Genomic DNA, 22,585 nt, shown 5'->3' with positions numbered 1-22,585 from the left:
ACTCAGGCCAAGCCTACAGACAGTCCACAGGACTGTCTGCTTAACGGCTTAGCGCGTTAGCTTGCGATGGAGACGGTGGGGGCGAGCCGCGTCTTCGCCGAGACGAGCGACACGGTTCTCCTGATAGGCCTGGAAGTTGCCTTCGAACCAGTACCACTTGGCTGGATTCTCGTCATCGCCTTCCCATGCGAGAATATGCGTGGCCACGCGGTCGAGGAACCAACGGTCGTGAGAGATCACCACAGCGCAGCCCGGGAAGCCAAGCAGTGCGTTTTCAAGCGATTCAAGAGTTTCGACATCAAGATCGTTGGTCGGTTCGTCGAGCAGCAGCAGGTTGCCGCCCTGCTTCAGGGTCAACGCAAGATTCAGACGATTGCGTTCACCACCGGACAGCACGCCGGTGAGCTTCTGCTGGTCGGAACCCTTGAAACCGAAGGACGCCACATACGCGCGGGTCGGTACTTCAACGCCAGCAACCTCAATGAAGTCAAGACCGTCAGACACGGCCTCCCACAGGTTCTTATTCGGGTCAAGACCGGCGCGATTCTGATCCACATAGCTGATCTGCACGGTTTCGCCGATCTTCAACGAGCCAGACGTCAACGGTTCAAGGCCAACGATGGTCTTGAACAGGGTGGACTTACCCACACCGTTCGGGCCGATCACGCCGACAATACCGTTACGCGGCAGCGTGAAGCTCAGATCGTCGATCAACACACGGTCGCCGAACGCCTTGTGAATATGCTCGGCTTCCAGCACAGTAGAGCCCAAGCGCGGGCCGGCCGGAATCTGAATCTCGGAGAAGTCAAGCTTCTTGTTGTTGCGTGCCTCCTGCTCCATCTGGTCGTAACGCTCCAGACGAGCCTTGTTCTTGGCCTGACGGGCCTTCGGCGAAGAGCGCACCCAATCAAGTTCGCTCTTCAGGCGCTTGGCGAGCTTGGCATCCTTGGCGCCCTGGATCTCCATACGCTTGGCCTTGGTCTCCAAATACGTGGTGTAGTTGCCCTTATACGGGTACAGCTGGCCACGGTCGACCTCGCAGATCCACTCGGCCACGTTATCCATGAAGTAACGATCGTGGGTAACGGCGATGACGGCACCCTTGTACTGGTGCAGGAACTGCTCCAACCACAGAATCGACTCGGCGTCAAGATGGTTGGTAGGCTCGTCGAGCAGCAGCAGATCAGGAGCCTCCAGCAGCAGCTTGCACAATGCCACACGACGGCGTTCACCACCGGAGCATACCGTTACCGGAGTATCCGGATCCGGGCACTGCAAAGCATCCATAGCCTGCTCAAGCTGAGAATCAAGATCCCAACCGTTTGCAGCATCGATATCGTTCTGCAGCTTGCCCATCTCATCCATCAAAGCATCGAAATCGGCATCCGGATTGGCCATCTCTTCGCCAATCTGATTGAAACGAGCCACCTTTTCAGCGATCTCGCCGAACGCCATCTTGATGTTCTCGCCAACAGTCTTGGTGTCATCCAGCGGTGGTTCCTGCTGCAGAATGCCGACGGTATAACCCGGAGTCAAAGAAGCCTCGCCATTAGACACGGTGTCGAGTCCGGCCATGATCTTCAGCAGCGTGGACTTACCCATGCCGTTCGGGCCAACAACGCCAATCTTCGCGCCTGGCAGGAAGCTCAAAGTCACGTCATCGAGAATCACACGGTCGCCGTAAGCCTTGCGGGCCTTGATCATCTGGTAAATGAATTCAGCCAATGTTGTGTTCCATCCTTAAGAAACGTTGGAATTCCAGCGTGTTGCATGAGCGGTCAACGGAAACTCAATCAAGGATTCCGGAACGCAACCCACGCACAATACCGTGCATAATTATCCCATACCCCATCTACACGACGGTATGGGCGAAAGTCGTGCGCTCAGGCAGTAAGCGGAAGCAGCAGATGCTCATGCAAAGCAGGACGAACGATATTGTCGAAATCACCAGATTCCGGGCATTGAATCGCAACAACCAAACCCTGCTTCGGCAAAACCGTAGTAATCTGACCGTACGCACCATCCGCACGATATGCCCCCTCATAAGGCGACATCCAGAACTGATAGCCATAACCGCACGTCCAAATATTGCTATACGGAGTGTCGATCTGCTTACCGGAAGCCTGCTTGACCCACGATTCGCTGACAATGCGCGTGCCATGCCAAGTGCCATCATTCAAATAGACCTGGCCAAGTTTCAACATATTCGCAAGCGACATGTAGATCCCGCCGCCTGCAATCGGATGACCTTGCGGATCACATTCCCAAACAGGCCAACCCTGATCCAACTTGGAAAAAATCGTGCCATACAAATACTCGCCAAGACGCATGCCGGCAGCCTGCTCCAACATGCGGCCCGCCAAATCAGAATCCGCAGACGAATAGCAGAACGTGCTGCCGGGCTCCACCTCAACCCTGCGAGAGAACATGTACCGTAAATAATCAGGCGCACCAACACCACTGCGCCGGTCAGGGTTCATCAAATACGCATGATTGAAACCGCTTGACATAGTCAGCAAGTGCCTCAGCGTGATCTGACCCAACTCCAGTTGCGCATCGGAAGGAACATACTCGGGGAACGAGTCGACCAATCGCGAATCGAGCGACAGCAAGCCATCTTCAATCGCAATGCCGATAGCCGTCGAAACATAACTTTTCGTATGGGAATAAATATTGCGATCCTGGTCGGGAACGAAATGACGTTCCGCGATAATGTCGTCGCCATCCGCAATCGCAACGGCTTCGACGGGCAGGGACTCGCTTTCAATGAGTTTGACGAAATCGTTGAACATATCGATGACACCCATGAGATCTCCTTTGACACTGCCTTACGGTGCATTACGGAAACTGTAGCGTAAGGCGGTTACGTACGATTGTTACATCAAACGATTTTTCCTAAGCCTGTCGCTAGATGGAGTGCCCGAAAAAGCCGCTAGGTGCCATGCCTGAAAAAGCCGTTAAATGATAATGCCTTCGCAATGATCGATCTCGTGCTGGATGATCTGCGCGGTGAAACCAGTGAATGTGGTATGGCGCTCGCGGAACTTGCGATCCGCATACGAGACCTCAATGCGCTGGAAGCGGACCGTGCGGCGCTCGCCTTTGAGAGACAGGCAGCCTTCGGAGGCGTCGTAGGCGCCGTCTTTCGCAGTGATCGTCGGGTTGAACATTACGAAGATGCGACCGCCGAAATCCTCGTCCACGAATGCAATGATGCTCTTCGAGACGCCGATCATGTTTGCGGCCATGCCGACGCAGCCATTGCGATGTGCGTCGAGCGTGTCCTTGAGATCCTGTGCGACGGCAAGATCCTCGGGCGTATTGAGCGCCTCCGTCGACGGCTGGCTCAAAAACGGAATGGACGTCATGATTTCGCGCTGCATGTGATGTTTCCTCTCGCTGGTTCCTTTGCTGGTCTGCCAACATTGTATGGCGTTATTGTGCGACGCCGTACGGCGATGGGACGGATGACCGGTTCGCGCCTATTCATTTACGGAATGTCTCGTGGAGATTTTGAAATGTGGGACCGCAATCGACGCAATATGCTTGGAACCGTGGATGACATGCCTCAATATCGGAAATACATGACGCAGGCGCTGGAACTGGCCCATAAGGGAGCCGGTTGGGTGAATCCGAATCCGTTGGTCGGCACGGTGGTGGTCCGCGACGGCGAGATTCTCGCAGCCGGATACCACGACCGCTACCGCGGACCGCATGCGGAACGCATGGCCTTCGACTATGCCGACGAGCATGGTGTCGACATGCATGGAGCCACGGTCATCGACACTCTCGAACCTTGCTGCCATGTCGGATCGCAGCCGGCATGCACCGATCTAATTCTTTCGCACGGCATAACGCGCGTCGTGGTCGGTTCGATCGATCCGAATCCCATCGTGGCCGGCAAAGGACTTCGCATTCTTGAGGAAAACGGTGTGGAAGTGGTATATGACGTGATGCGGGCGGAATGCGACGCCATCAATCGCCATTTCTTCCACTACATCACCACAGGAATGGGGGTGCGGACGAAATGTTGATAAATCAACGTTTTTTAGACCCTTTTTCCTATTTGACAAATGATTTAACTATAGCTATTATGTGCTTCGTAAATAGAAGACATAAATTTCGAAAGGAGGATGATTCGTTAAGTGCAGTGGTTCCGCAGGACGGAACCCCGATTTTCTGTTTGTGGGCAACAACGATGTGCCGTTTATTTCTCGCATCGACATTCGTCGGTGCGGGAGTTCACCGATGAAAGGGAATGATCAATGAAGATGAAAAGATTCGTGGCCGCGGCCATTGCTGCAGTCTCGTGCCTGAGCTTTGCCGCATGTGGTTCTGACACCGCCAGCAAGGACGAGAATGTGATTCACATCATGTCCTCGGGCGATTCCTCCGCGAATATGGAGCGGGCCACGCTGTCTTCGAAATTCATCGTGGCCCCCAGGCGATTCCTCCGCGAATATGGAGCGGGCGCTGGTCGACGAATACAACAAGACCGCCGATGTCAAGGCTGTTCTTGATCTGGTGACAAGCGCGGATTATCAGAACAAGCTGCAGACGGTCATGTCGAACCCGAAGTCCGATTCGGCTCCCGACATTTTCTTCAATTGGGCGGATGCTTTGATGATCCAGTACGCTCGCGCCGATGTGAGCGCCCCGCTTGATGAGTATATGGAGAAGGATCCGGAACTCAAGGACAACTTCCTGCCCTCCATTCTTGACGCCGCCAAGGTCGATGGCAAGTATTACGGCATCCCGGTGCGCGGAGTCCAGCCCATTGTGTTGTTCTACAACAAGAAGGTGCTCTCTGACAACGGCATCGAAGCCCCGACCACCTTCGACGAGTTCTGCGATGCATGCGAGAAGCTGAAGTCCGCAGGCCTGACGCCGATCGCGCTGGGCGGCGGCGACCAGTGGCCGACGCTGAACTGGTATTCGGTCATCTATCAGCAGGTGATGGGCAATGACGACGTCCAGAAGATGATGGACGGCGGCGTGGACGAGTGGAGCTCGCCCAAGAGCAAGAAGGCGCTGGAGATTATCCGCGACATGGTCGAAAAGGGATACTTCGGCACTACGTACGATTCGGTCAAGCACACCGATGGCGCCGCCCCGGCTCTGCTGGAGCAGGGGAAGGCCGGCTTCGAGCTGATGGGCTCGTTCGGCTATTCGGGCCACAAGGCCGCGGCCCCTGAATTCACCAATGATGATCTCGGCTATATGGTCTTCCCGCCCATCGATGGGGTGAAGGGCGACGCCAAGGATCTCGTCGGCAACCCGTGCAACTACTTCAGCATGAACAAGTACACCAAGCATCCTGAAGCCTGCGTCGAGTTCCTCAAGATGCTGTATTCCGATAAGTGCGTGGAGGATCAGCTGAAGGCCGGCAACCTGCCCGCAACGACCAACGCCAGCGAGATGGTGGAGAAGGTCGTGGACAATGCCTCCGACGGGGCTTTCCTCGAGTGGGAGTCTCAGGCGCTGACCGATGCTCCTCACTTCATGATCACTTGGACTCCGAACCATGTGTCCTCGTCGTCTCAGCCGATGCTCGACGGCATGCAGCAGTATTTCAATGGCTCCATCGACATGGGCACCTTCATCGACGAGATGAAGGCCCTGCCGACCGAGTGATTTCACGATAGGACAGACCATGGCAAAGCGTAACTCATCTGAGATGCAGACGGGGAACGCCGAGGGCCAGGTTCGTCGCCCAAAGAAGGGCGCCTCCTTTGTCGGAGGCGCCCGGCCTTCGGGCCTCTGGGCCGTGCCTGCGGCGGTGTTCTTCTTTATCTTCGGCATCCTGCCGCTGTTTATTGTGGTGGGGTTGTCATTCTTCAAATGGAATGGCTTGGGCACGCCCCAGTTCGCTGGAGGGCAGTACTGGGCCCAGTTCATTCATGATCCCAAAGTCATGAAAAGCGTCGGCGTCACGCTTACGCTGACGATTCTGGGCATCGTGACGCAAACGCCGCTCTCACTGTTGCTTGGCGCCTGGGCGGCGGGCCGGCAGCGGTATCGTGCGGTGTATACCGCCATCTACTTCATTCCATATCTGTTGTCCGGCACGGCCATTGCCGTTGCCTGGCGCGCCATGCTCGATCCGAACTTCGGCATGCCGTCGAAGATGCGTTGGCTGTTCGGGGACGGCAATATCTTCGGTAACGCCTCCTCGGCCATCGCGGTGCTGGTGTTCGTCAGCCTGTGGCAGTTCACTCCCTTCCATGCACTGCTGTATCAGGGGGCTGTCCGTGCCATTCCGAAGACTTTGTATGAGGCCGCTTCCATCGATGGCGCCGGTAGGATTCGTCAGTTCTTCTGTATCACCATCCCCCAAGTCAGGAACACGCTGATTACCTCGCTGCTGTTCCAGGTCGTGGGCGGCTTGACCGCATTTGACGCGATTCTGGTGTTGACCAAGGGCGGTCCCGGCACTGATACGCAGAATACCGCGTATTACATGTATTCGACGGCGTTCAAGGCGTACAACTATGGCTATTCGAGTGTCATCGCCGTGGTGCTGATCGTGATAGCGACCATCCTGTCCCTGGTGATGGTGAAGGTGTCCGGATATGACAAGATGCGTAGCGAATTGGAGGGTATCTGATGGCCACGAAACATGAAACGGGCGCGGTGAAAATTCCGAAGCGCCGTTCGCTCGAACGTCCAAACTGGGCTGCCGGTGTTTTGTCAACCCTATGGCTGCTGGTGGTCGTCGTACCGCTGTACATCATGGTCAAGGCGTCGATTGAGGACAAGCCTCATTATTCCGAAGAGGGGCCATTGTCGTTGCCGACGATGTTCACCTTGGACAACTACACCAATGCGTTGGATCAGGGATTCCTGCAGGCATTCATCAACACGGCGATCGTCACCGTTTCGGTTGTGGCCATCGTGCTGATCGTGGTGCCGCCGTTGGCCTTCGCCATCGTCCGCAGCCGAAGCAAATTCGTGAATGGCGTGTTCCAGATCATGCTGCTGGGCATTGCGATCCCCGTGCAGGCCATCATCGTTCCGCTGTTCTTTATGATTCGCTCCGTTGGCTTGTACGACAACCTGATCAGCGTGATTGTGGCGTCTGCCGCATTCTCGATTCCGATGTGCACCATCGTTCTGACGGCGTCGATGCGTCAGATCACCAATGAGTTGTATGAGGCCATGTCGGTCGACGGCGCGTCGGTGGTGAGGATTTTCTTCCAGCTGACCCTTCCCATGTCGAAATCGGGACTGGCGACCGTGATCATCTACTCCGCGATGGGCGCATGGAATAACTTCATGTTCCCGCTTATCTTGACGCAGTCCGATTCCAACCGCGTGCTGACGCTGAACCTGTACCAGTATCAGAGCCAGTTCGGTATCGACATCCCCGGTATGATGGCCGCGGTCATCCTGTCCGTGCTGCCGATCTTGGTGGTGTACTTCATCGGACGTCGCTCGCTCGTCGACGGCATGATGGGCATGGGCGGCAAGTGAGTATGGTGCCGGGGACGCCATAATGAGGGGTGTCCCCGGCATCGTCTCCGTCCAAATCAACGTCTTCGATCCGCACATGGAGGTGCGGACGAATGGTGAAAGGGTAAATTGTAATGCAGTACCATGTTTCTCCCGAAGGTTCTGATACCGCCCAGGGTGGGCCGGATAATCCGTTCCGGACGATAGGGCATGCCGCGCAGGTCGCGATGCCCGGCGATATCGTCATCGTTCATGACGGCGTGTATCGGGAATGGGTCGATCCGAGACGCGGCGGGACCTGCGAGGCCGATAGAATCGTCTACCGCGCCGCCGACGGGGAAAAGCCCGTGATCAAGGGGTCCGAGATCATCTGCGGGTGGAGCCGATACAAGGATGACGTCTGGCGCGTGACGTTGGACGACGCCATGTTCGGCGATTACAATCCGTACAGGCAGCCGCTGTTCGGCGATTGGCTCGCGATGCCGTCGCGTGGCGAGGACCCCGACAAACATCCGGGCATGGTGTTCCTCAACGGCAGGGCGTTGTATGAGGTGACCTCGCTCGAGGATACTTTTGCGCCGCGGTACCGTGACCATGTCAAGGATTATGTCACGGATGTCGCATGTGCGATCGACGATCCCGAGATGACCCAATGCGTATGGTACGCCCGGGTCGAGGACGACCGTACGGTGCTGTACGCGAATTTCCATGGCGCCGATCCCAATGAGGAATGCGTGGAAATCGCGGTGCGTCGGTCCTGTTTCTTCCCCAGACGCCATCACGTGAACTACATCACGGTCAGCGGGTTCGAACTGTGTCAGGCCGCCACGCAATGGGCGCCGCCCACCTCGCATCAGGTTGGCGCCATCGGACCGAACTGGGCCACCGGATGGATTATCGAGCGCAACCTCGTCCATGACGTCAAATGCTCGGGCATCAGCCTGGGCACCAGCGAGGAAACAGGCGACAACGAATGGTATCGGACCGAGCGCAAGACCGGTCACCAGTACCAGCTCGAAGCGGTGTTCAAGGGGCTGCGTATCGGATGGAAGAAGGGATTCGTCGGCTCGCATATCGTGCGCGACAACGTGATTCATGATTGCGGGCAGAACGCGATCGTCGGCCATATGGGCGGAGCGTTCAGCACCATCGAACATAACCATATCTACCGCATTGGTGCCCGGCGCGAGTTCTTCGGCTGGGAGGTGGCCGGCATCAAGCTTCACGCGGCGCTCGACGCCCGCATCCTGGACAACTGCGTGCATGACTGTTCATTGGGGATGTGGCTTGACTGGCAGGCCCAAGGGGTGCGTATCAGCCGCAACGTGTTCTACGACAATGTCTGCGATCTGGAGATCGAGGTCACGCATGGTCCGTGTCTGATCGACAACAATGCGTTCTGTTCGGCGATGACATACGACAATTATGCTCAGGGGACGGCGTTCGTCAACAATCTGATCGGCGGCACCATCTCAAACAACAGCGTGTTGGATCGTTTCACTCCGTATCATTACCCGCATTCCACGGAGGTGGCCGGCAACGCATTCGTCTATGGTGGCGACGACCGATACGCGTCCAACATCTTCCTCGACGGCGCCGGGACCCTCGGGTCCACGGGACTATCCGCATACCGCGGATACCCGTCCACGATGGCGGAGTATCTGCAAAGCGTCCACGACATCTTCGCGTCCGGGGTCACGAATGGGCACGATCCGCAGCCCGTGCAGATGCTGTACAGCTGGGACAACGCCTACGTCGGCGAGGCCGAAGGCCCCGAAGGGGAGCAGGGGACCACGCATGTGGCGTCGCCCGTCAACGTCCGTTGCGAGTTCAAGGGGGATGACCTGTACCTGCTGTTCGATTGCCCGACGGAGCTTGCGGACAAGAAGGCGGCCGTCGTGGGCACGGCCGATCTGGGCGTGCCGCGCATCGTGGATGAACGGTATGAGGAGACGGATGGATCCGATATCGTGATCGACACCGACATCGTTGGGCGCCAGCGCGCGGAACTGAGTTCCGTGGGGCCATTCGCCGAGCTTCATCCGGGATCCAACCGTCAGCTGGTCTGGTGTGGCGCGGTCCGGACGACGGACGACGCCTGCCCCTCCTGCGGCGTCAAGGAATGGTGAGACCATGAAGATCACCAATCCGGTGCTCACCGGCTTCCATGCGGATCCTTCGATGATCCGCGTCAAAGACACCTATTACATCGCGAACTCCACATTCGAATGGTTCCCCGGCATCCGCCTGCACGAGTCCAAAGACATGGTGCATTGGAACACGTTGCCGTACCCCTTGGGCGCCGAACAGCTTGACATGCGCGGCGATCCGGCGTCCGGCGGCGTATGGGCGCCCGACTTGTCCTATGCGGACGGAAGGTTCTGGATCGTCTATTCCGATGTTCATATCGTCAACGGCGCGTTCAAGGACGTCGTCAACTACCTGACGACCGCCGAGGACATCCGCGGGCCGTGGTCGAAGCCGCTTCGTCTGAACGGCGTCGGATTCGACGCCAGCCTGTTCCACGACGACGACGGCCGCAAATATCTGGTGCAGCAGACGTGGGACCATCGTGAATACAAGCATCAGTTCCACGGCATCACGCTGACCGAGTTCGACACGGCGACGATGCGGCTGAAGCCGGAGACGGCCCGCACGATCTGGATGGGCGACGATGTCAAGCTCGTCGAGGGGCCGCATCTGTATAAGATCAACGGCTGGTACTATCTGTTCTGCGCCGAGGGCGGAACGGTATGGACTCATCAGGAATCCGTGGCCCGCTCCCGCACGCTCGACGAGCTGTCGTTCGAGGCCTCGCCCACGAACCCGTTCATCACGAACTTCGACATCCCAGGCAGCTACCTGCAGAAGCAGGGCCACGGCGCGCTGGTGGACACCCCGTCCGGCGAATGGTACTACGCGTCGCTGTGCGGCCGCCCGTGGCATCACGAGACAGAGTCGTTCACCGACCCGCGCGGCTGGTGCACGCTGGGTCGTGAGACCTCAATCCAGAAGGTCGAGTGGGCTGAGGATGGTTGGCCGTACATCGTCGGCGGTCATGGCGGCGAACGTTATGTGGAGGCGCCGAAGGACGCGATCGAGACAGTCGCGTCCGCAAGCCGCGATCAGCACGACGAGTTCGACGCCGACGTGCTCGGTCTCGACTGGAACACGTTGCGTGTGCCGTTCGACGAGAAGATGGGCTCGGTCGGCGGCGGCAGCCTGAAGCTGATCGGCCAGGGCTCGCTGTGCAACACGTTCGACCTGTCGCTGGTGGCCCGCCGCTGGCAGGCGTTCGATTTCGACGCCGAGACCTGCGTGGCGTTCGATCCGAAGACCTACCAGGCGATGGCCGGTCTGACGAACTACTACAACGACCAGCATTGGTCGTGGGCGTTTGTCACGTACGACGAGGACCGCAAGTGCCGCGTGATCGAGGTGGCGCAGAACGACCGCAACAATTACACCTCGTTCTTGCGCGAGAACGCCGTAGTGGTGCCCGAGGGCGTCGATCGCGTATGGCTGCGTGCCAAGGTGCGCACCCAGTGGTACGCCTACGAATACTCGTTCGACGGTGAGACCTGGACCGAATTGCCGGTCAGGCTCGACGCGAGGATCCTCTCCGACGACTACGTGAACCAGACGTACGGCGGCTTCTTCACCGGTGCCTTCGTGGGTCTGGCCGCGGTCGACTATTCCGGCTACGGCGAAGTGGCCACCTTTGACCACTTCGACTACCGGGAAATTTCTGGGATGGAAGACTGATAGATGGTCGTTTCGCGGGATGTCTTCCCGCGAAACGACCATATCAATAATCAGTATTGTTTTGGCGCATGATGGCAACGTTTTGCGAAGATATGAGAACGATATGAGCAGTGAAGTATGCAATGAGGTAGGAATGGCTCTGGAATGTTCCGCCCGACGAGCCGACGGCGCGGGACGGTATGTGCGTCTTGATGAATGCGGTCTTGCCGTCGAAGTCGACTGGCACGGAGGAAACGGGTCCCCCGCCGATCCGTGGCGTTGCACGGTAACGGTGCGCAATGACGGCTCCGTTGCGTTCGAAGGGGTCGTTCGCATCGATATCCCGATTCGGGCTGACGGTGAACCGCGGTTCTTCCTGCCAGGGTTCATGTATGGGCGTAATCGTGGAGAGGCGCCGCTGCGAACCGCGACGAAATTTCCCCGGCTTCGTGAACGGAGCGAACTGCCAGCCTCATCATGGTGGATGATTCGAGGAGACAGGCTGTCCAATCCATGTGCATTGGCCGTGACCCGTTCCCGTGTCGTCGGTGTGGTGTCCAGCCCCTATCTGGTTGACCGCGGTGATGGGATGTTGGTCGGACATGAGGCATGTGATGAACTGCCTTTCGTCCAGTATGCGGGATTCAGCTGCATGTTGCCGACGCCTGGAATCGTGCCCTGCGACGACCACGCCTCGGTGGGCGTGACTATCGGCTATGAGAACGCGCCCTGGTTGTTCGTCAGCTCGACGGATATCCGCGAACGTCCTGACTCGGCGGAAGGGCCGATTACACTGGCGCCTGGAGGCGCGGCGATTATGCGCTTGGACATCGTCGACGCTCCCGCCCGGGATGAACGGGCTATCATACCGGTGCTGGAAACCGTATACCGTCGTTTTCATGAACCGCCGCGTCAGGTCGGCGCTCCCGCTCGGGCTATACGCGACATTGCAGTCGCCGTTGATAGAGACGCGTGGCTGGAGGACGAACACATGTACGCGGGGTTTGTCTTCGACCATCATAGCCCGGGAGATGAGATCATCGAAGGTAAGCCGTATATGTACCGCCGGTTGGGATCGAGTAGTTGGACCAACGGCATGGCCTCCGCGGTACCGATGTTGGCGTCGGCTTGGCGGTTGGGGGACGATGCTATGCGTCGTCACGCCCTCGACGGCATCGAGCATATCATCCAACATTGCATCAACCCGACGAACGGATTGCCCTACACGGCGGTGGAACATGAGCGGTGGAGCAACCGCGGTTGGTGGTTCGACGGACTGTCCAATCCCGGACACAGCGGGTACCTTGTCGGGCAGACGATGTACTCGGCGTTGCGGGCGTGGCAGATCGAACGGCGGTTCGGCGGAATCGATCACTCGGACTGGCTGAAGATCATCGGGAACGTCATTCCCCGATTGGCGGCAGGGCGCAATGCGGTTGGCGAATACCCATTCGTGTTCGATGAGATGGACGGCTCAGGAGCCGAGTACGAATCGTTCGGCGGTGTGTGGTGTCTGGCCGCATCCGCGTATTGGGCTTTGCTGACCGGCGACCACTCGGATCTGGATGGGATGCTCCTATCCGAACGTCATTATCATGACCGGTACGTGGCGCATATGGAATGCTATGGTGCGCCGCTGGATACATCGAAAGCCGTGGATTCCGAAGGTATATTGGGATATATCAAGGCGGTCGGATGCCTATACGCCATTACCGGAGACGCTATGTATCTTGACCGGATGCGAGAGGCGTTCGCCTATGAATGCAGTTTCCGTTTTTGCTGGAATTCGCCCGTTGGCGTACCGCCTCTGAACGAAGTCGGCTGGTCGAGTTGCGGAGGCAGCGTCACTTCGACCAGTAACGCCCATATCCATCCGATGTCAAGTGTGGCCATCGAGGATATGGTTTATTACCTCCGATATCGGAACGACACATATATCGCGTCGCGTTTGTGCGATGCGGTCGGCTGGAGCTGCCAGACATATAACCTCAAGGATGGTGAGTACGGATATGGGCGGGTCGGCTGGATGTCGGAACGGTTTTGTCACTGCCAGGGGTTTTTGGACGAGAGGTACCCGGATGGAAGCCTGTGCAGCACGTGGCGTTGTCTGATGCCTTGGGCGGCGGGAGCGATCTTGGACGGTCTGACGGGTCTGTACTGGGACGTCATGCCGCATGATGAGTTGCCAACCGTCACCATGGTATCGCGGGCGATGGGTTGCGTCCATGATGAGAAAGGATGAAACAATGGGTGCGGGAGCCATGGGTCATATGGAGACCAGCATGTTCGAACAGTGCGGGTACGGCCGCGAGGCCATCCAGGCCCGGCTGGAACGCAACTGGACCGAGATGTTCGAAGGTCCGGACAAGATCTACTGGGAGAACGACGAGGGCCTTGGCTACGTGATGGACACCGGCAACCACGACGTGCGCACCGAAGGCATGAGCTATGCGATGATGATCGCCGTGCAGTACGACCGCAAGGACGTGTTCGACAAGCTGTGGGGCTGGGTCATGAAGTACATGTTCATGACCGAGGGCTTGCACAAGGGCTACTTCGCCTGGTCCGTGGACCTCAGCGGCGTGCCGAACGCCGACGGACCGGCCCCCGACGGCGAGGAGTACTTCGCGATGGCGCTGTTCCTGGCCTCCGGGCGCTGGGGCGATGGCGAGGGCGTGTACGAGTACTCCCGCCACGCCCGCTCGATCCTGCATACCTGCGTGCACCGGGGCGAGGATGGCGAGGGCTACCCGATGTGGAATCCGGAGAACCATCTGATCAAGTTCATCCCGGAAACCGAATGGACCGACCCGTCCTACCATTTGCCGCACTTCTATGAGGTGTTCGCACAGCGTGCCGACGAGGCCGACCGCCCGTTCTGGCGCGAGGCCGCTGCCGCCAGCCGTCGGTATCTGGTCACCGCCTGCCATCCGGAAACCGGTATGAACCCCGAATACTCAAACTATGATGGCACGCCGCATGTCGACGAGCGCGACCACTGGCACTTCTATTCCGACGCCTACCGCACCGCCGGCAACATCGGGCTGGACTGCCTGTGGAACGACGTCGTGCCCGAGCTGTGCGATGCGAATGCGCGTCTGCAGCGTTTCTTCCTCGAACACGACCGCACCTGCGTCTACGCGGTCGACGGCACGCCGGTGGACGAGACCGTGCTGCACCCGGTCGGCTTCATCGCCGCCACCGCCGAGGGCTCGCTCGCCGCGATGCACTCGCAGGAGCCGGACGCGCTCGATAATGCGATCCGCTGGGTGCGCCTGCTGTGGGACACGCCGATCCGCACCGGCATGCGCCGCTACTACGACAACTTCCTCTACGCGTTCGCGTTCCTCGCGCTCGCGGGCGAATACCGCGTGTGGTGAATATGGCTGAAACAAGGAGTTGGACACAATGAAATCGACATTGCATATCAATCCGTTGTTCGGTGAAGGATGCGTGCTGCAATCTGGCATGCCGGTGAGGATCTGGGGTGGTGGCCGCCCCGGTTCCACGATCGAGGTCTCGGTCGCGGAACGGCGTGCCGATGCCATCGTCGACGCCGATGGCGCGTGGACGGTCACGCTCGAACCGTTGGACGCTGGTGGTCCCTATCGCATGACGGTCAGTGAAACGTCGGAAGCGGCGACGCGGGAATCATTGAGCCATGACGTTTATGCGGGCGAGGTGTTCATTTGCGCCGGACAGTCGAATATGGAATATCAGATGGAATTTCTGCACTGGCGTTATCCGTCCGAATTCACGCGTGAAGCCGACTCGCTGCTGCGACATTGCAAAGTGCCGGTCAGATTCGATTTCCACGGGCCGCGTCATGAATTCGATGAACCGGTACAATGGGTTGGCGCTGCATCGGATACCCTTGATGAGTTCACTGGAATCGGCTACTTTTTTGGACGTATGATTCGGGAATCGTTCGGTGTGCCGGTCGGTCTGCTTAATATCACGCTCGGCGGCTCACCGATCGAATCATGGATGGATGAGGAGACACTCGCTGCATGGCCGAGGATGCTCACTGATCTGGCACCATACCGGAATGATGATGAAGCCCGTGTGCGCAATGAGTCTAGCATTGAGGCCCGCACCCGGTGGCATGAAGATCTGCGTGTGCGAGAAGTCAACCGATGGAATGAGGATGCGGAAACCGGAACCGTGAACCTGCCCGCATTCCTGTCGGATGCCGATCCTCGTCTAGCTGGGTTCCGCGGTGTGATCCGCTTGCGGCGTACGGTTATGTTGCCGACGTATGCGGTTGGACGGCCTGCTGTGCTGCACTTGGGGGCGATGGTTGATTCGGACATCACCTATGTGAATGGTGTTGAAGTGGGGCGGTCCGAGCACCAGTATTTCTCCCGTGACTACGTTGTCCCGGAGAATGTGCTGAAGGCCGGCCCCAACGATGTAGAAGTACGGCTGGTGTGCGAACGCGGCACGGGCCGGTTCACTCCCGGTAAGCGCATGCATCTGGATGTGGGCGATGACTCGTTCGATCTGAGCGGAGCTTGGCGGTACATGATCGGTGCCGAAATCGATGAGGATTGTCCGACGGAAGATTCCCTGCAGTGGAAGCCATTAGGCCTGTACAACGGCATGACCGCGACCTGCGCCGGGTACGGCGCCCGTGCGGTGCTCTGGTATCAGGGTGAATCCAATACTGGTGATGTGGCCGATGAGTATGGGCATATGCTTACGGCGATGATCGGCTGCTGGCGACATGCTTGGGATCAAGAACGATTGCCGTTCCTGATTGTGCAGTTGCCGGTATTTTCAATCGACAATGTCGAGGATGGTGGATGGGCCTTGGTGCGGCAGCATGAATGGCAGGTGTCGAAGACCGTTGATGATGTGACAACAGTGGTTGCGCTCGACGCCGGTGAATGGAACGACCTGCATCCGTGGAACAAGCGTGTGGTCGCCGAGCGGTTGTTCCATGCGGCCTGCGGTCTTGTCTATGGTAAAAATGACGCACCGAAATCACCTGAGCCGAAGTCCGCGGTGTTGACAGACGGTGAGCTCGTCATCGACTTTGCAGGTGGTCCGTTATACACCTTGGACGGGGACGAACCGCGCGAATTCGAGCTTGTTTGGGAGGACGGCTCCGTGCATGCCGTCTCCGGGCGCGTTGAAGGCGACAAGGTCGTCATTCGTGTGCCCTGGCGTAAGCCGACATCCATCCGATATGCGTGGAGTAATGCGCCCGGTCGTGGTCTACTGTGTTCGGGGAAGGGTATGCCTGTGCCACCGTTCGCCATGCCGATTGAGTAGAGAAGACGCGCCGAAACCGGATGTTCGCCGTTCGACCAAGTCGGGACGTGGCCGAACGACGAACTTGCTATCGGATGTCTTGAGCAATTCCAAGAGGTAGCGGAGCGTATAGAAGTCTGTTGGGCAGAATGATCGGTTCGACGATTTCGCCGTTCGCCGAATCCATTGCGTAACCGAGCCGTTCATGAAAGGAATGAACATATGAGAAACTTCATCTTCCACAATCCCGTCAAGATCTATTTCGGAGAAGGTCAGGTCTCGCATGTGGCCGAGGAGGCCAGGTCTCGCCCCGGTGCCGCGTGCTGCTGGTCTACGGCGGCGGCTCGATCAAGCGCAACGGTGCCTATGACGATGTGACGGCCGCGCTGCGCGAGGCCGGCAACGAGGTCATCGAACTCTCCGGCGTGACCCCGAACCCGCGACTCGACAAGGTCTTCGAAGGCGTGAACCTGGTTCGGGAGCACGGGGTGAACCTGATCCTGGCTGTCGGCGGCGGCTCGGTCATCGACTGCGCCAAGTTCATCTCGCTGGGTTCCGGCCTGGGCGAGGACGAGGACCTCTGGTACGACTACGTCGAAACCGGCAAGCCCGCCCCCGAAAACCTTGTGCCGCTCGGCGTGGTGCTGACCACCGCCGTCACCGGCTCCGAGATGGGCGGCGTGGCTGTGCTCACCAACTGGGCCCGCAACCGCAAGCTCGGCTACACATCCTTCCCGCTGACGCCGAAGTTCTCGGTACTCGACCCGACCTATCTGCTCACCCTGCCGGCTGAACAGACCACCTACGGATTCGTGGACATGTTCTGCCACACCTGCGAACAATATTTCTCGTTACCCAGCGACGACAATCTCTCCGACGAGATGGCCGAGGCCATCCAACGGCATATCCTGCGCTCCTGGCGCGCCTGCCGTCGCCATCCGCGCAGTTATGAGGCCCGTAGCAACGCGATGTGGGATTCCACGTTCGCGCTCAACCGCGTCATCTCGCGTGGCAAGGAGGAGGATTGGGTCACGCACGGCATCGAGCATGCGCTCTCCGCCTACTTCGACATCTCGCACGGCGCCGGCCTGGCCGTGGTCCATCCGCACTGGATGAAGTACGTCTACACCTCACGCCCCGAAGCCACCGCACGCTTCGCCCGCTGGGCGGTGAACGTGTGGGGCGTGGACTCGACCGGCAAATCCGAGCGCGAGGTGGCCGAGGAGGGCATCGAGCACTACGTCGACTTTCTGCGTCTGGTCGGTGCCCCGCTCACCCTGTCCGAGGTCGGCATTCCAGCCGATCCGGCCACGCTGGACAAGCTCGCCGACCATGCCGGCGACGTCGGCGGCTCCTACCGCCGCATCACCCGCGACGATGCGCGCGCCATCCTCGCCTTGTGCGTGACACCGGTCGTGTTCTGAGGATGTATCAAGGTGTATCGAGGGATGGAGGCGCCGAAGACTTGATATCCACACCTGCCGTATACACGTCTATGACCACACATTTTGCCCTCCACCTGTACATCGATACGCAGCCGCCACGGTGTACGGGGAGGGCAAGCCGTACATGGATGTGCGATGAAAGGCGGCATCTCCGCTTCGGTGGCGGGGCAGGCTTTCATCGCCACCGAAGCCGTTGCCGGTCACATGATTCGGCATATGCCAATGTCGAGCGGCCTTATTACCCCGCTCTCGGCGGGGTGCGGAAGTCCTTGAAGCGTTGGATTGCGCTTCCATACCATTCCGCGGCGGAATCGGACTTGGCATAACGGTTTGGTTTCGCCGTTTTGCTATGGTATCTCGGCTGTGGCATGGTACGGGGCACCGTTATCAGGTGCTATGGTGTTCCGTATCGGGATCGGGTGGTACGGAACACCAATCGCCGAGTGTTGCAGAACCTGTACCGCAAAGGGGCGGCCTTCCGGTTGTGATTTCGATCGTGAACAGCCTTGTCGCCCCGATGGGAGGCGTCACCGTTGGTGGCCGCATATTATCGGGGCGTCAACCGCGTGCGAACAGCGTCAACTTGGCGAAGAGGTCCTCGAGAATGAATCGACTGTCAATGCTGTCGTAGATGCGTATCGTTGGGCGAGACGGTATGAAAGCAGTGGAGCTGTCCGGCTTGACCAATGGTGCCGGCGCGTAATGGAATTCGCCGCAATCATGCTTCATCGCCAAGCCGACGGCGGGCGAATCTCCCAATGACCAGCTTTCTCCCGAAGTCCAGAACGCGAAATCACTGTCATTGTATTTCACGAGATTGTCGAACAGGAACTCGCCGATAGCGCCCGCATCGGCAAGCTTACATTGTAGTTCGGCAATGCTCACATTCATCGTACGGTAGACCTGATAAGGCACCAGCCAGAGATTCGCACCACTGGTCAGCACCAGATTGGCGCCTTCCACGTCGTTGCCGGAGTTGAATTCGCGAATGGCTTCCTCATCGTTGCCGGGAAGCTGCGTGCCGATCCAGATGATGGTCATCCGGCTGACGATTTCCGGGTGCAGCTTGATGGCGGCGGCCACGTTGGTGATGGCGCCGAGGCACAGTACGAACAGCGGATGGGTATCAGCGCTCAGAGCTTCGTCGAGAATCGCACGCGAAGCGGGGGAGAGGTCCTCATCAGAGGCGAGGTGCAGCCCCGCCAGCGGCGTGCGGGCGCCTTCGAGTACCGGTACATCGGAGTTCAGCAGTTGAACAACCGTGGACGCGGTGCGGAAGCTGCGTTCCATACTGCCCGCTTCGTTGAAATGCTCGGCGCAAATCGCCTTGACCATGAACTTCGGTGTCAGCAACGCCTGAGCGATAGCGAACGGGTCGTCGGCCTCGCAATCGGCGTCGGTGTCGATGATGACACGAATCTGCTTATCATCACGGACTGTGAAATGAAAAGTCATCAATGTTCCTTTCCTGATGGTGATATGCGATGAGGCTGCTGGCCCTCGTCGTTCCGACAACCTCATCGTGTGACTTCATCAACCGCGCCAGCGCACGTACTGCTCGTACACCTGCGGGGTTGGTTCGCCGGTCAGTGTGGTCTCGACTTTGACCGGCCACGTCGGCGGTTCGGTCTCGCCGGACAGCACCCAGGCGGCCTGACGGGCCGCGCCGATCGCCACGTACTCGTCGGTTTCTGGCAGTTCGACGTCCATGCCGAGGATCGCGGGGGCCAGCGCGCGCACGGCCGCGAACTTGGTTCCGCCGCCGATCAGCAGGATGCGCTTGACGTCCACGCCCAGACCCTTGACCAGTTCAAGGCAGTCGCGCTGCGAGCACAGCAGACCCTCCACGAACGCGCGGGCGATGTTCTCTCGCCTGGTGTTCGCCAACGTCATGCCGTACAGCGCCGCCGTGGCGTCCGGACGGTTCGGGGTGCGCTCGCCGTCGAAGTGCGGCACCAGCGTGATGCCGCCGGCACCCGGTTCCGCGGCCGCGGCCAGTTCGGCCAGTTCGTCGTAGTCCACGCCGAGTGCGGCGCGTCCGGCATCGGAGATGCGCGAACCGTTGATCGTGCAGGCCAGCGGCAGCCAATGTCCGGTGCAGTCGGCGAATCCGGTCACCGAAGCGGTCATGTCGTAGGCGGGCACGGGGGAGATGGCCGCGGCCACGCCCGAGGTGCCCAGCGAGATGCTCACGTCGCCCACACCCATGCTCAGGCCCAGCGACGCCATGGCGTTGTCGCCGCCGCCGGGGCCGATCGGGCAGCCGCCCTCCACGTCCTTGCCGGCGATGGCCGGATCGGCCACGTCGCCGGTCTCGGTCGGGCCGAGCACGCGCGGCAGCACGATGCCGGCGATATCCTCTTCGCCGCGTCCCAGCGCCATCGCGAGCAGGTCACGGCGGTATTCGTTGGCGGTCGCATCGAAGTACGCGGTGCCGGAGGCGTCGGAACGGTCGGTGAACAGCGCATCCAGGTTCGCCTTCATCTCCTCGGCGGTCGCGTCCTCGCCCAGAGGGCCGTGGCCGGCGATGCGCCAGCTCAGCCAGTCGTGCGGCAGGCAGATCGCGGCGATGCGTGCGGCGTTCTCCGGTTCATTCGCGGCGACCCACGCCACCTTGGTGATCGTCAACGAGGCGACCAGCGAGGAGCCGACGGCCTTGACCCAGCGCTGGCGGCCGCGCATCGCCGGATCGTCGGACAGGTCGTCCTCGCTGCCGTCGGCGGCCTTCTCGGCCTCGCCCAGACAGGCGATGAGCACGTCGGCGTTCGTGGCGGAACGGGTGTCGTTCCACAGCAGTGCGTCACGGATCACGCGGCCATGGTCGTCGAGCAGTACCATGCCGTGTTGCTGGCCGCCGACCGCCAGCGCGGCCACGTCGTCGAGCCCGCCGGCCTGTTCCGCGGCCTCCTGGAACGCCTGCCACCAGGCATCGGGGTTCACGCTGGTGCCGTCGGGGTGCTTGGCCTGCCCGAAACGGACCATCTCGCCGGTCTCGGCGTCGGTGACGCGCACCTTGGTCGACTGGGTGGACGTGTCCACGCCGGCCACCAGAACTCTGCTCATTGTGCCTCCTTGCAACATGCCGCCAAAAACGTCGGGCTGATGGCGTTTGGCCGAATACGGTCGCCATTATACGCAAATAGTTTGACGAATGAACTATACTGGTGTGTGTACCATTTTCACAATGTTGTGGGAGGCACGCCGGAGGCGATGAAGCACCAGAACACATAGAGGAGAGCTACGTCATGACTACGCTGCGCAGAATCAATCAGGACGATCTACGCAACCACAATCTTTCGGTGGTCATCAGCACACTGCTGCGCGCCGCCGAACCGATGAGCCGCGCCGAACTGGCCAAACAGACGGGACTGACCAAGGCGACCATGTCCCTGCTGGTTTCCATGCTTGTCGACAACGGCGTCGTGCGCGAGGGGACGCCGAGCGTACAATCCTCCTATGGGCGCCCCAGCACGCCGCTGCTCATCGTCGGAGGCCGATACTGCGGCATCGGTCTGCAGGTGAATACGGACGGCTACGGCACCATCGTGCTCGACTTGGACGGCACGGTGGTCGCGGAACGCTGGGTCGATGCGGATATGTCCGACGTGGACGCCGACGACATCTTCTCCGAACTGAACGCCCTGTCACTTGAGCAGGAACGGCTGCTGGCTGACCGCGGATACACCGTGACGGGTACCGGACTGGCATTGCCCGGTCTGGTCACGGATGACACGAGGCTCCTCATGGCCCGCAACCTGGGATGGGAACAGTTGGATCTCAAGCGGTTCGACGTGGTGCGGCGGCTGGATGCGACTGCGGGCAACGAGGCGAATATGGCGGCGCTCGCGCAGATTCCCGGATACGCTATGCACCGTGAGGACGACGGCATCGTGGAACCCAACGCCTCATTCATCTACCTGTCCACGGACGTCGGCATCGGCGGCGCGGTGGTCCGTGGCGGACATGTGGAGATCGGCGACCATGGATTCGGCGGGGAACTCGGCCACGTGTCGGTGGAGCTGCGGGGGCCGGTGTGCCGGTGTGGGCGGCGGGGGTGCCTGGAGACCTATGCCGGCCGCAGGGCGATGGTGGAGTCCGCAGGCATCGCCAGCGGGTCGGCGGCCGCGCGGCGCGAGTCGATCAACGAGCTGATCGAACGGTGGCGTGACGGGGACGTCAAGGCCGCGGCGGTGGTGGACAAGGCCATCGAGGCCATGGTCTCCGCCATCGCGTCGGCGATCAACATCTGCGACGTCGATACGGTGATGCTGGGCGGCGTATGGTCGCAGTTCGGGCCGGAGATCGCCTCGCATATGCAGGGCATGATGCGGCGCCAGGTGCTTGGATACCCCGAGGTGCGCGCCAAGGTGCTGATGGCCGACGTGACGTCCAAACCGGCGTTGATCGGTTCGGCCGCCATCGGTCTGCGCCGCTTCATCGACAATCCGATGCGGTTCGTCTCGACCGACTGACGGTCCGCACACGGATGCACGCGTGTTCCAACCTAGGCCTATAACGTCGGGGGCGCGGCAAGAGGAGCTGCCTGGTACAGTGGCACGTGGCGATTCCGCCCGGGCTGCGCAGGTCAAGGATCGTCCGCGGGTCTCCCCGTGTTCATGCCGTGCGCAGTCAACAGGGAACAGGAGCATCCCATAGCCGAACATCCTCAACAACCGAATCATCATACC

The 22,585-nt window shown here is 59.7% G+C and carries 16 protein-coding genes; 11 read left to right on the top strand and 5 right to left on the bottom strand.

Annotated features, from left to right (window positions below):
- Positions 1 to 48 precede the first annotated feature (48 nt).
- The 3 genes from ettA to KSY55_RS00340 form a co-directional block, all read right to left on the bottom strand.
- A complete protein-coding gene (ettA, locus tag KSY55_RS00350) occupies positions 49 to 1,725 on the bottom strand; it encodes an energy-dependent translational throttle protein EttA (RefSeq protein ID WP_003835634.1) in 1,677 nt (558 codons plus the stop codon).
- Between the two features lie 158 nt (positions 1,726 to 1,883).
- Positions 1,884 to 2,807, bottom strand: a complete 924-nt coding sequence (locus KSY55_RS00345) for a serine hydrolase (protein WP_022245095.1) — start codon at positions 2,805 to 2,807, stop codon at positions 1,884 to 1,886.
- 150 nt (positions 2,808 to 2,957) lie between these two features.
- Positions 2,958 to 3,383: a peptide deformylase gene (locus KSY55_RS00340; protein WP_022245094.1), complete on the bottom strand. Its 426-nt coding sequence runs from the start codon at positions 3,381 to 3,383 to the stop codon at positions 2,958 to 2,960.
- A 135-nt stretch (positions 3,384 to 3,518) separates the two neighbouring features.
- Here KSY55_RS00340 and KSY55_RS00335 point away from each other — a divergent pair, with 135 nt between their 5' ends.
- The 10 genes from KSY55_RS00335 to KSY55_RS00290 all read left to right on the top strand — a co-directional run bounded on the left by KSY55_RS00335 (position 3,519) and on the right by KSY55_RS00290 (position 17,876).
- On the top strand, positions 3,519 to 4,034 hold the full coding sequence (locus KSY55_RS00335; RefSeq protein ID WP_022245093.1) for a bifunctional diaminohydroxyphosphoribosylaminopyrimidine deaminase/5-amino-6-(5-phosphoribosylamino)uracil reductase RibD: 516 nt from the start codon (positions 3,519 to 3,521) through the stop codon (positions 4,032 to 4,034).
- Positions 4,035 to 4,461: 427 nt separating this feature from the next.
- Positions 4,462 to 5,634, top strand: coding sequence for an ABC transporter substrate-binding protein (locus KSY55_RS00330; protein ID WP_217735857.1), 1,173 nt, complete (start codon positions 4,462 to 4,464; stop codon positions 5,632 to 5,634).
- Positions 5,635 to 5,653: 19 nt separating this feature from the next.
- On the top strand, positions 5,654 to 6,607 hold the full coding sequence (locus KSY55_RS00325; RefSeq protein ID WP_004219835.1) for a carbohydrate ABC transporter permease: 954 nt from the start codon (positions 5,654 to 5,656) through the stop codon (positions 6,605 to 6,607).
- Positions 6,607 to 7,473, top strand: coding sequence for a carbohydrate ABC transporter permease (locus KSY55_RS00320; protein WP_004219834.1), 867 nt, complete (start codon positions 6,607 to 6,609; stop codon positions 7,471 to 7,473). Before KSY55_RS00325 ends, KSY55_RS00320 begins: the two co-directional genes overlap by 1 nt.
- Positions 7,474 to 7,586: 113 nt before the next feature.
- Positions 7,587 to 9,581: a right-handed parallel beta-helix repeat-containing protein gene (locus KSY55_RS00315; protein ID WP_034880545.1), complete on the top strand. Its 1,995-nt coding sequence runs from the start codon at positions 7,587 to 7,589 to the stop codon at positions 9,579 to 9,581.
- Positions 9,582 to 9,585: 4 nt separating this feature from the next.
- Positions 9,586 to 11,217, top strand: coding sequence for a glycoside hydrolase family 43 protein (locus tag KSY55_RS00310; protein WP_217749410.1), 1,632 nt, complete (start codon positions 9,586 to 9,588; stop codon positions 11,215 to 11,217).
- A gap of 133 nt (positions 11,218 to 11,350) precedes the next feature.
- The gene (locus KSY55_RS00305) at positions 11,351 to 13,438 is read left to right on the top strand and encodes a hypothetical protein (protein WP_022245089.1); all 2,088 of its coding nucleotides are present in this window, start codon (positions 11,351 to 11,353) and stop codon (positions 13,436 to 13,438) included.
- A gap of 19 nt (positions 13,439 to 13,457) precedes the next feature.
- Positions 13,458 to 14,576: a glycosyl hydrolase family 8 gene (locus tag KSY55_RS00300; RefSeq protein ID WP_254881818.1), complete on the top strand. Its 1,119-nt coding sequence runs from the start codon at positions 13,458 to 13,460 to the stop codon at positions 14,574 to 14,576.
- Between the two features lie 28 nt (positions 14,577 to 14,604).
- On the top strand, positions 14,605 to 16,473 hold the full coding sequence (locus KSY55_RS00295; RefSeq protein ID WP_217749408.1) for a sialate O-acetylesterase: 1,869 nt from the start codon (positions 14,605 to 14,607) through the stop codon (positions 16,471 to 16,473).
- 299 nt (positions 16,474 to 16,772) lie between these two features.
- Positions 16,773 to 17,876, top strand: coding sequence for an iron-containing alcohol dehydrogenase (locus tag KSY55_RS00290; protein ID WP_004219821.1), 1,104 nt, complete (start codon positions 16,773 to 16,775; stop codon positions 17,874 to 17,876).
- Between the two features lie 579 nt (positions 17,877 to 18,455).
- Here KSY55_RS00290 and KSY55_RS00285 read toward each other — a convergent pair.
- Both KSY55_RS00285 and KSY55_RS00280 read right to left on the bottom strand, forming a co-directional pair.
- Complete coding sequence (locus KSY55_RS00285) at positions 18,456 to 19,352, bottom strand: nucleoside hydrolase (protein ID WP_004219814.1); 897 nt, start codon at positions 19,350 to 19,352, stop codon at positions 18,456 to 18,458.
- A gap of 78 nt (positions 19,353 to 19,430) precedes the next feature.
- Positions 19,431 to 20,960, bottom strand: coding sequence for an FGGY family carbohydrate kinase (locus tag KSY55_RS00280; protein WP_022245084.1), 1,530 nt, complete (start codon positions 20,958 to 20,960; stop codon positions 19,431 to 19,433).
- Between the two features lie 182 nt (positions 20,961 to 21,142).
- Between KSY55_RS00280 and KSY55_RS00275 the strand changes: the two genes are divergently transcribed.
- Positions 21,143 to 22,369, top strand: a complete 1,227-nt coding sequence (locus KSY55_RS00275) for an ROK family transcriptional regulator (RefSeq protein WP_022245083.1) — start codon at positions 21,143 to 21,145, stop codon at positions 22,367 to 22,369.
- Positions 22,370 to 22,585: the final 216 nt, after the last annotated feature.

The organism is Bifidobacterium sp. MSK.13.1, from assembly GCF_019131435.1.
GTDB lineage: Bacteria > Actinomycetota > Actinomycetes > Actinomycetales > Bifidobacteriaceae > Bifidobacterium > Bifidobacterium pseudocatenulatum.
This window is presented reverse-complemented; position numbering and strand designations above follow the sequence as displayed.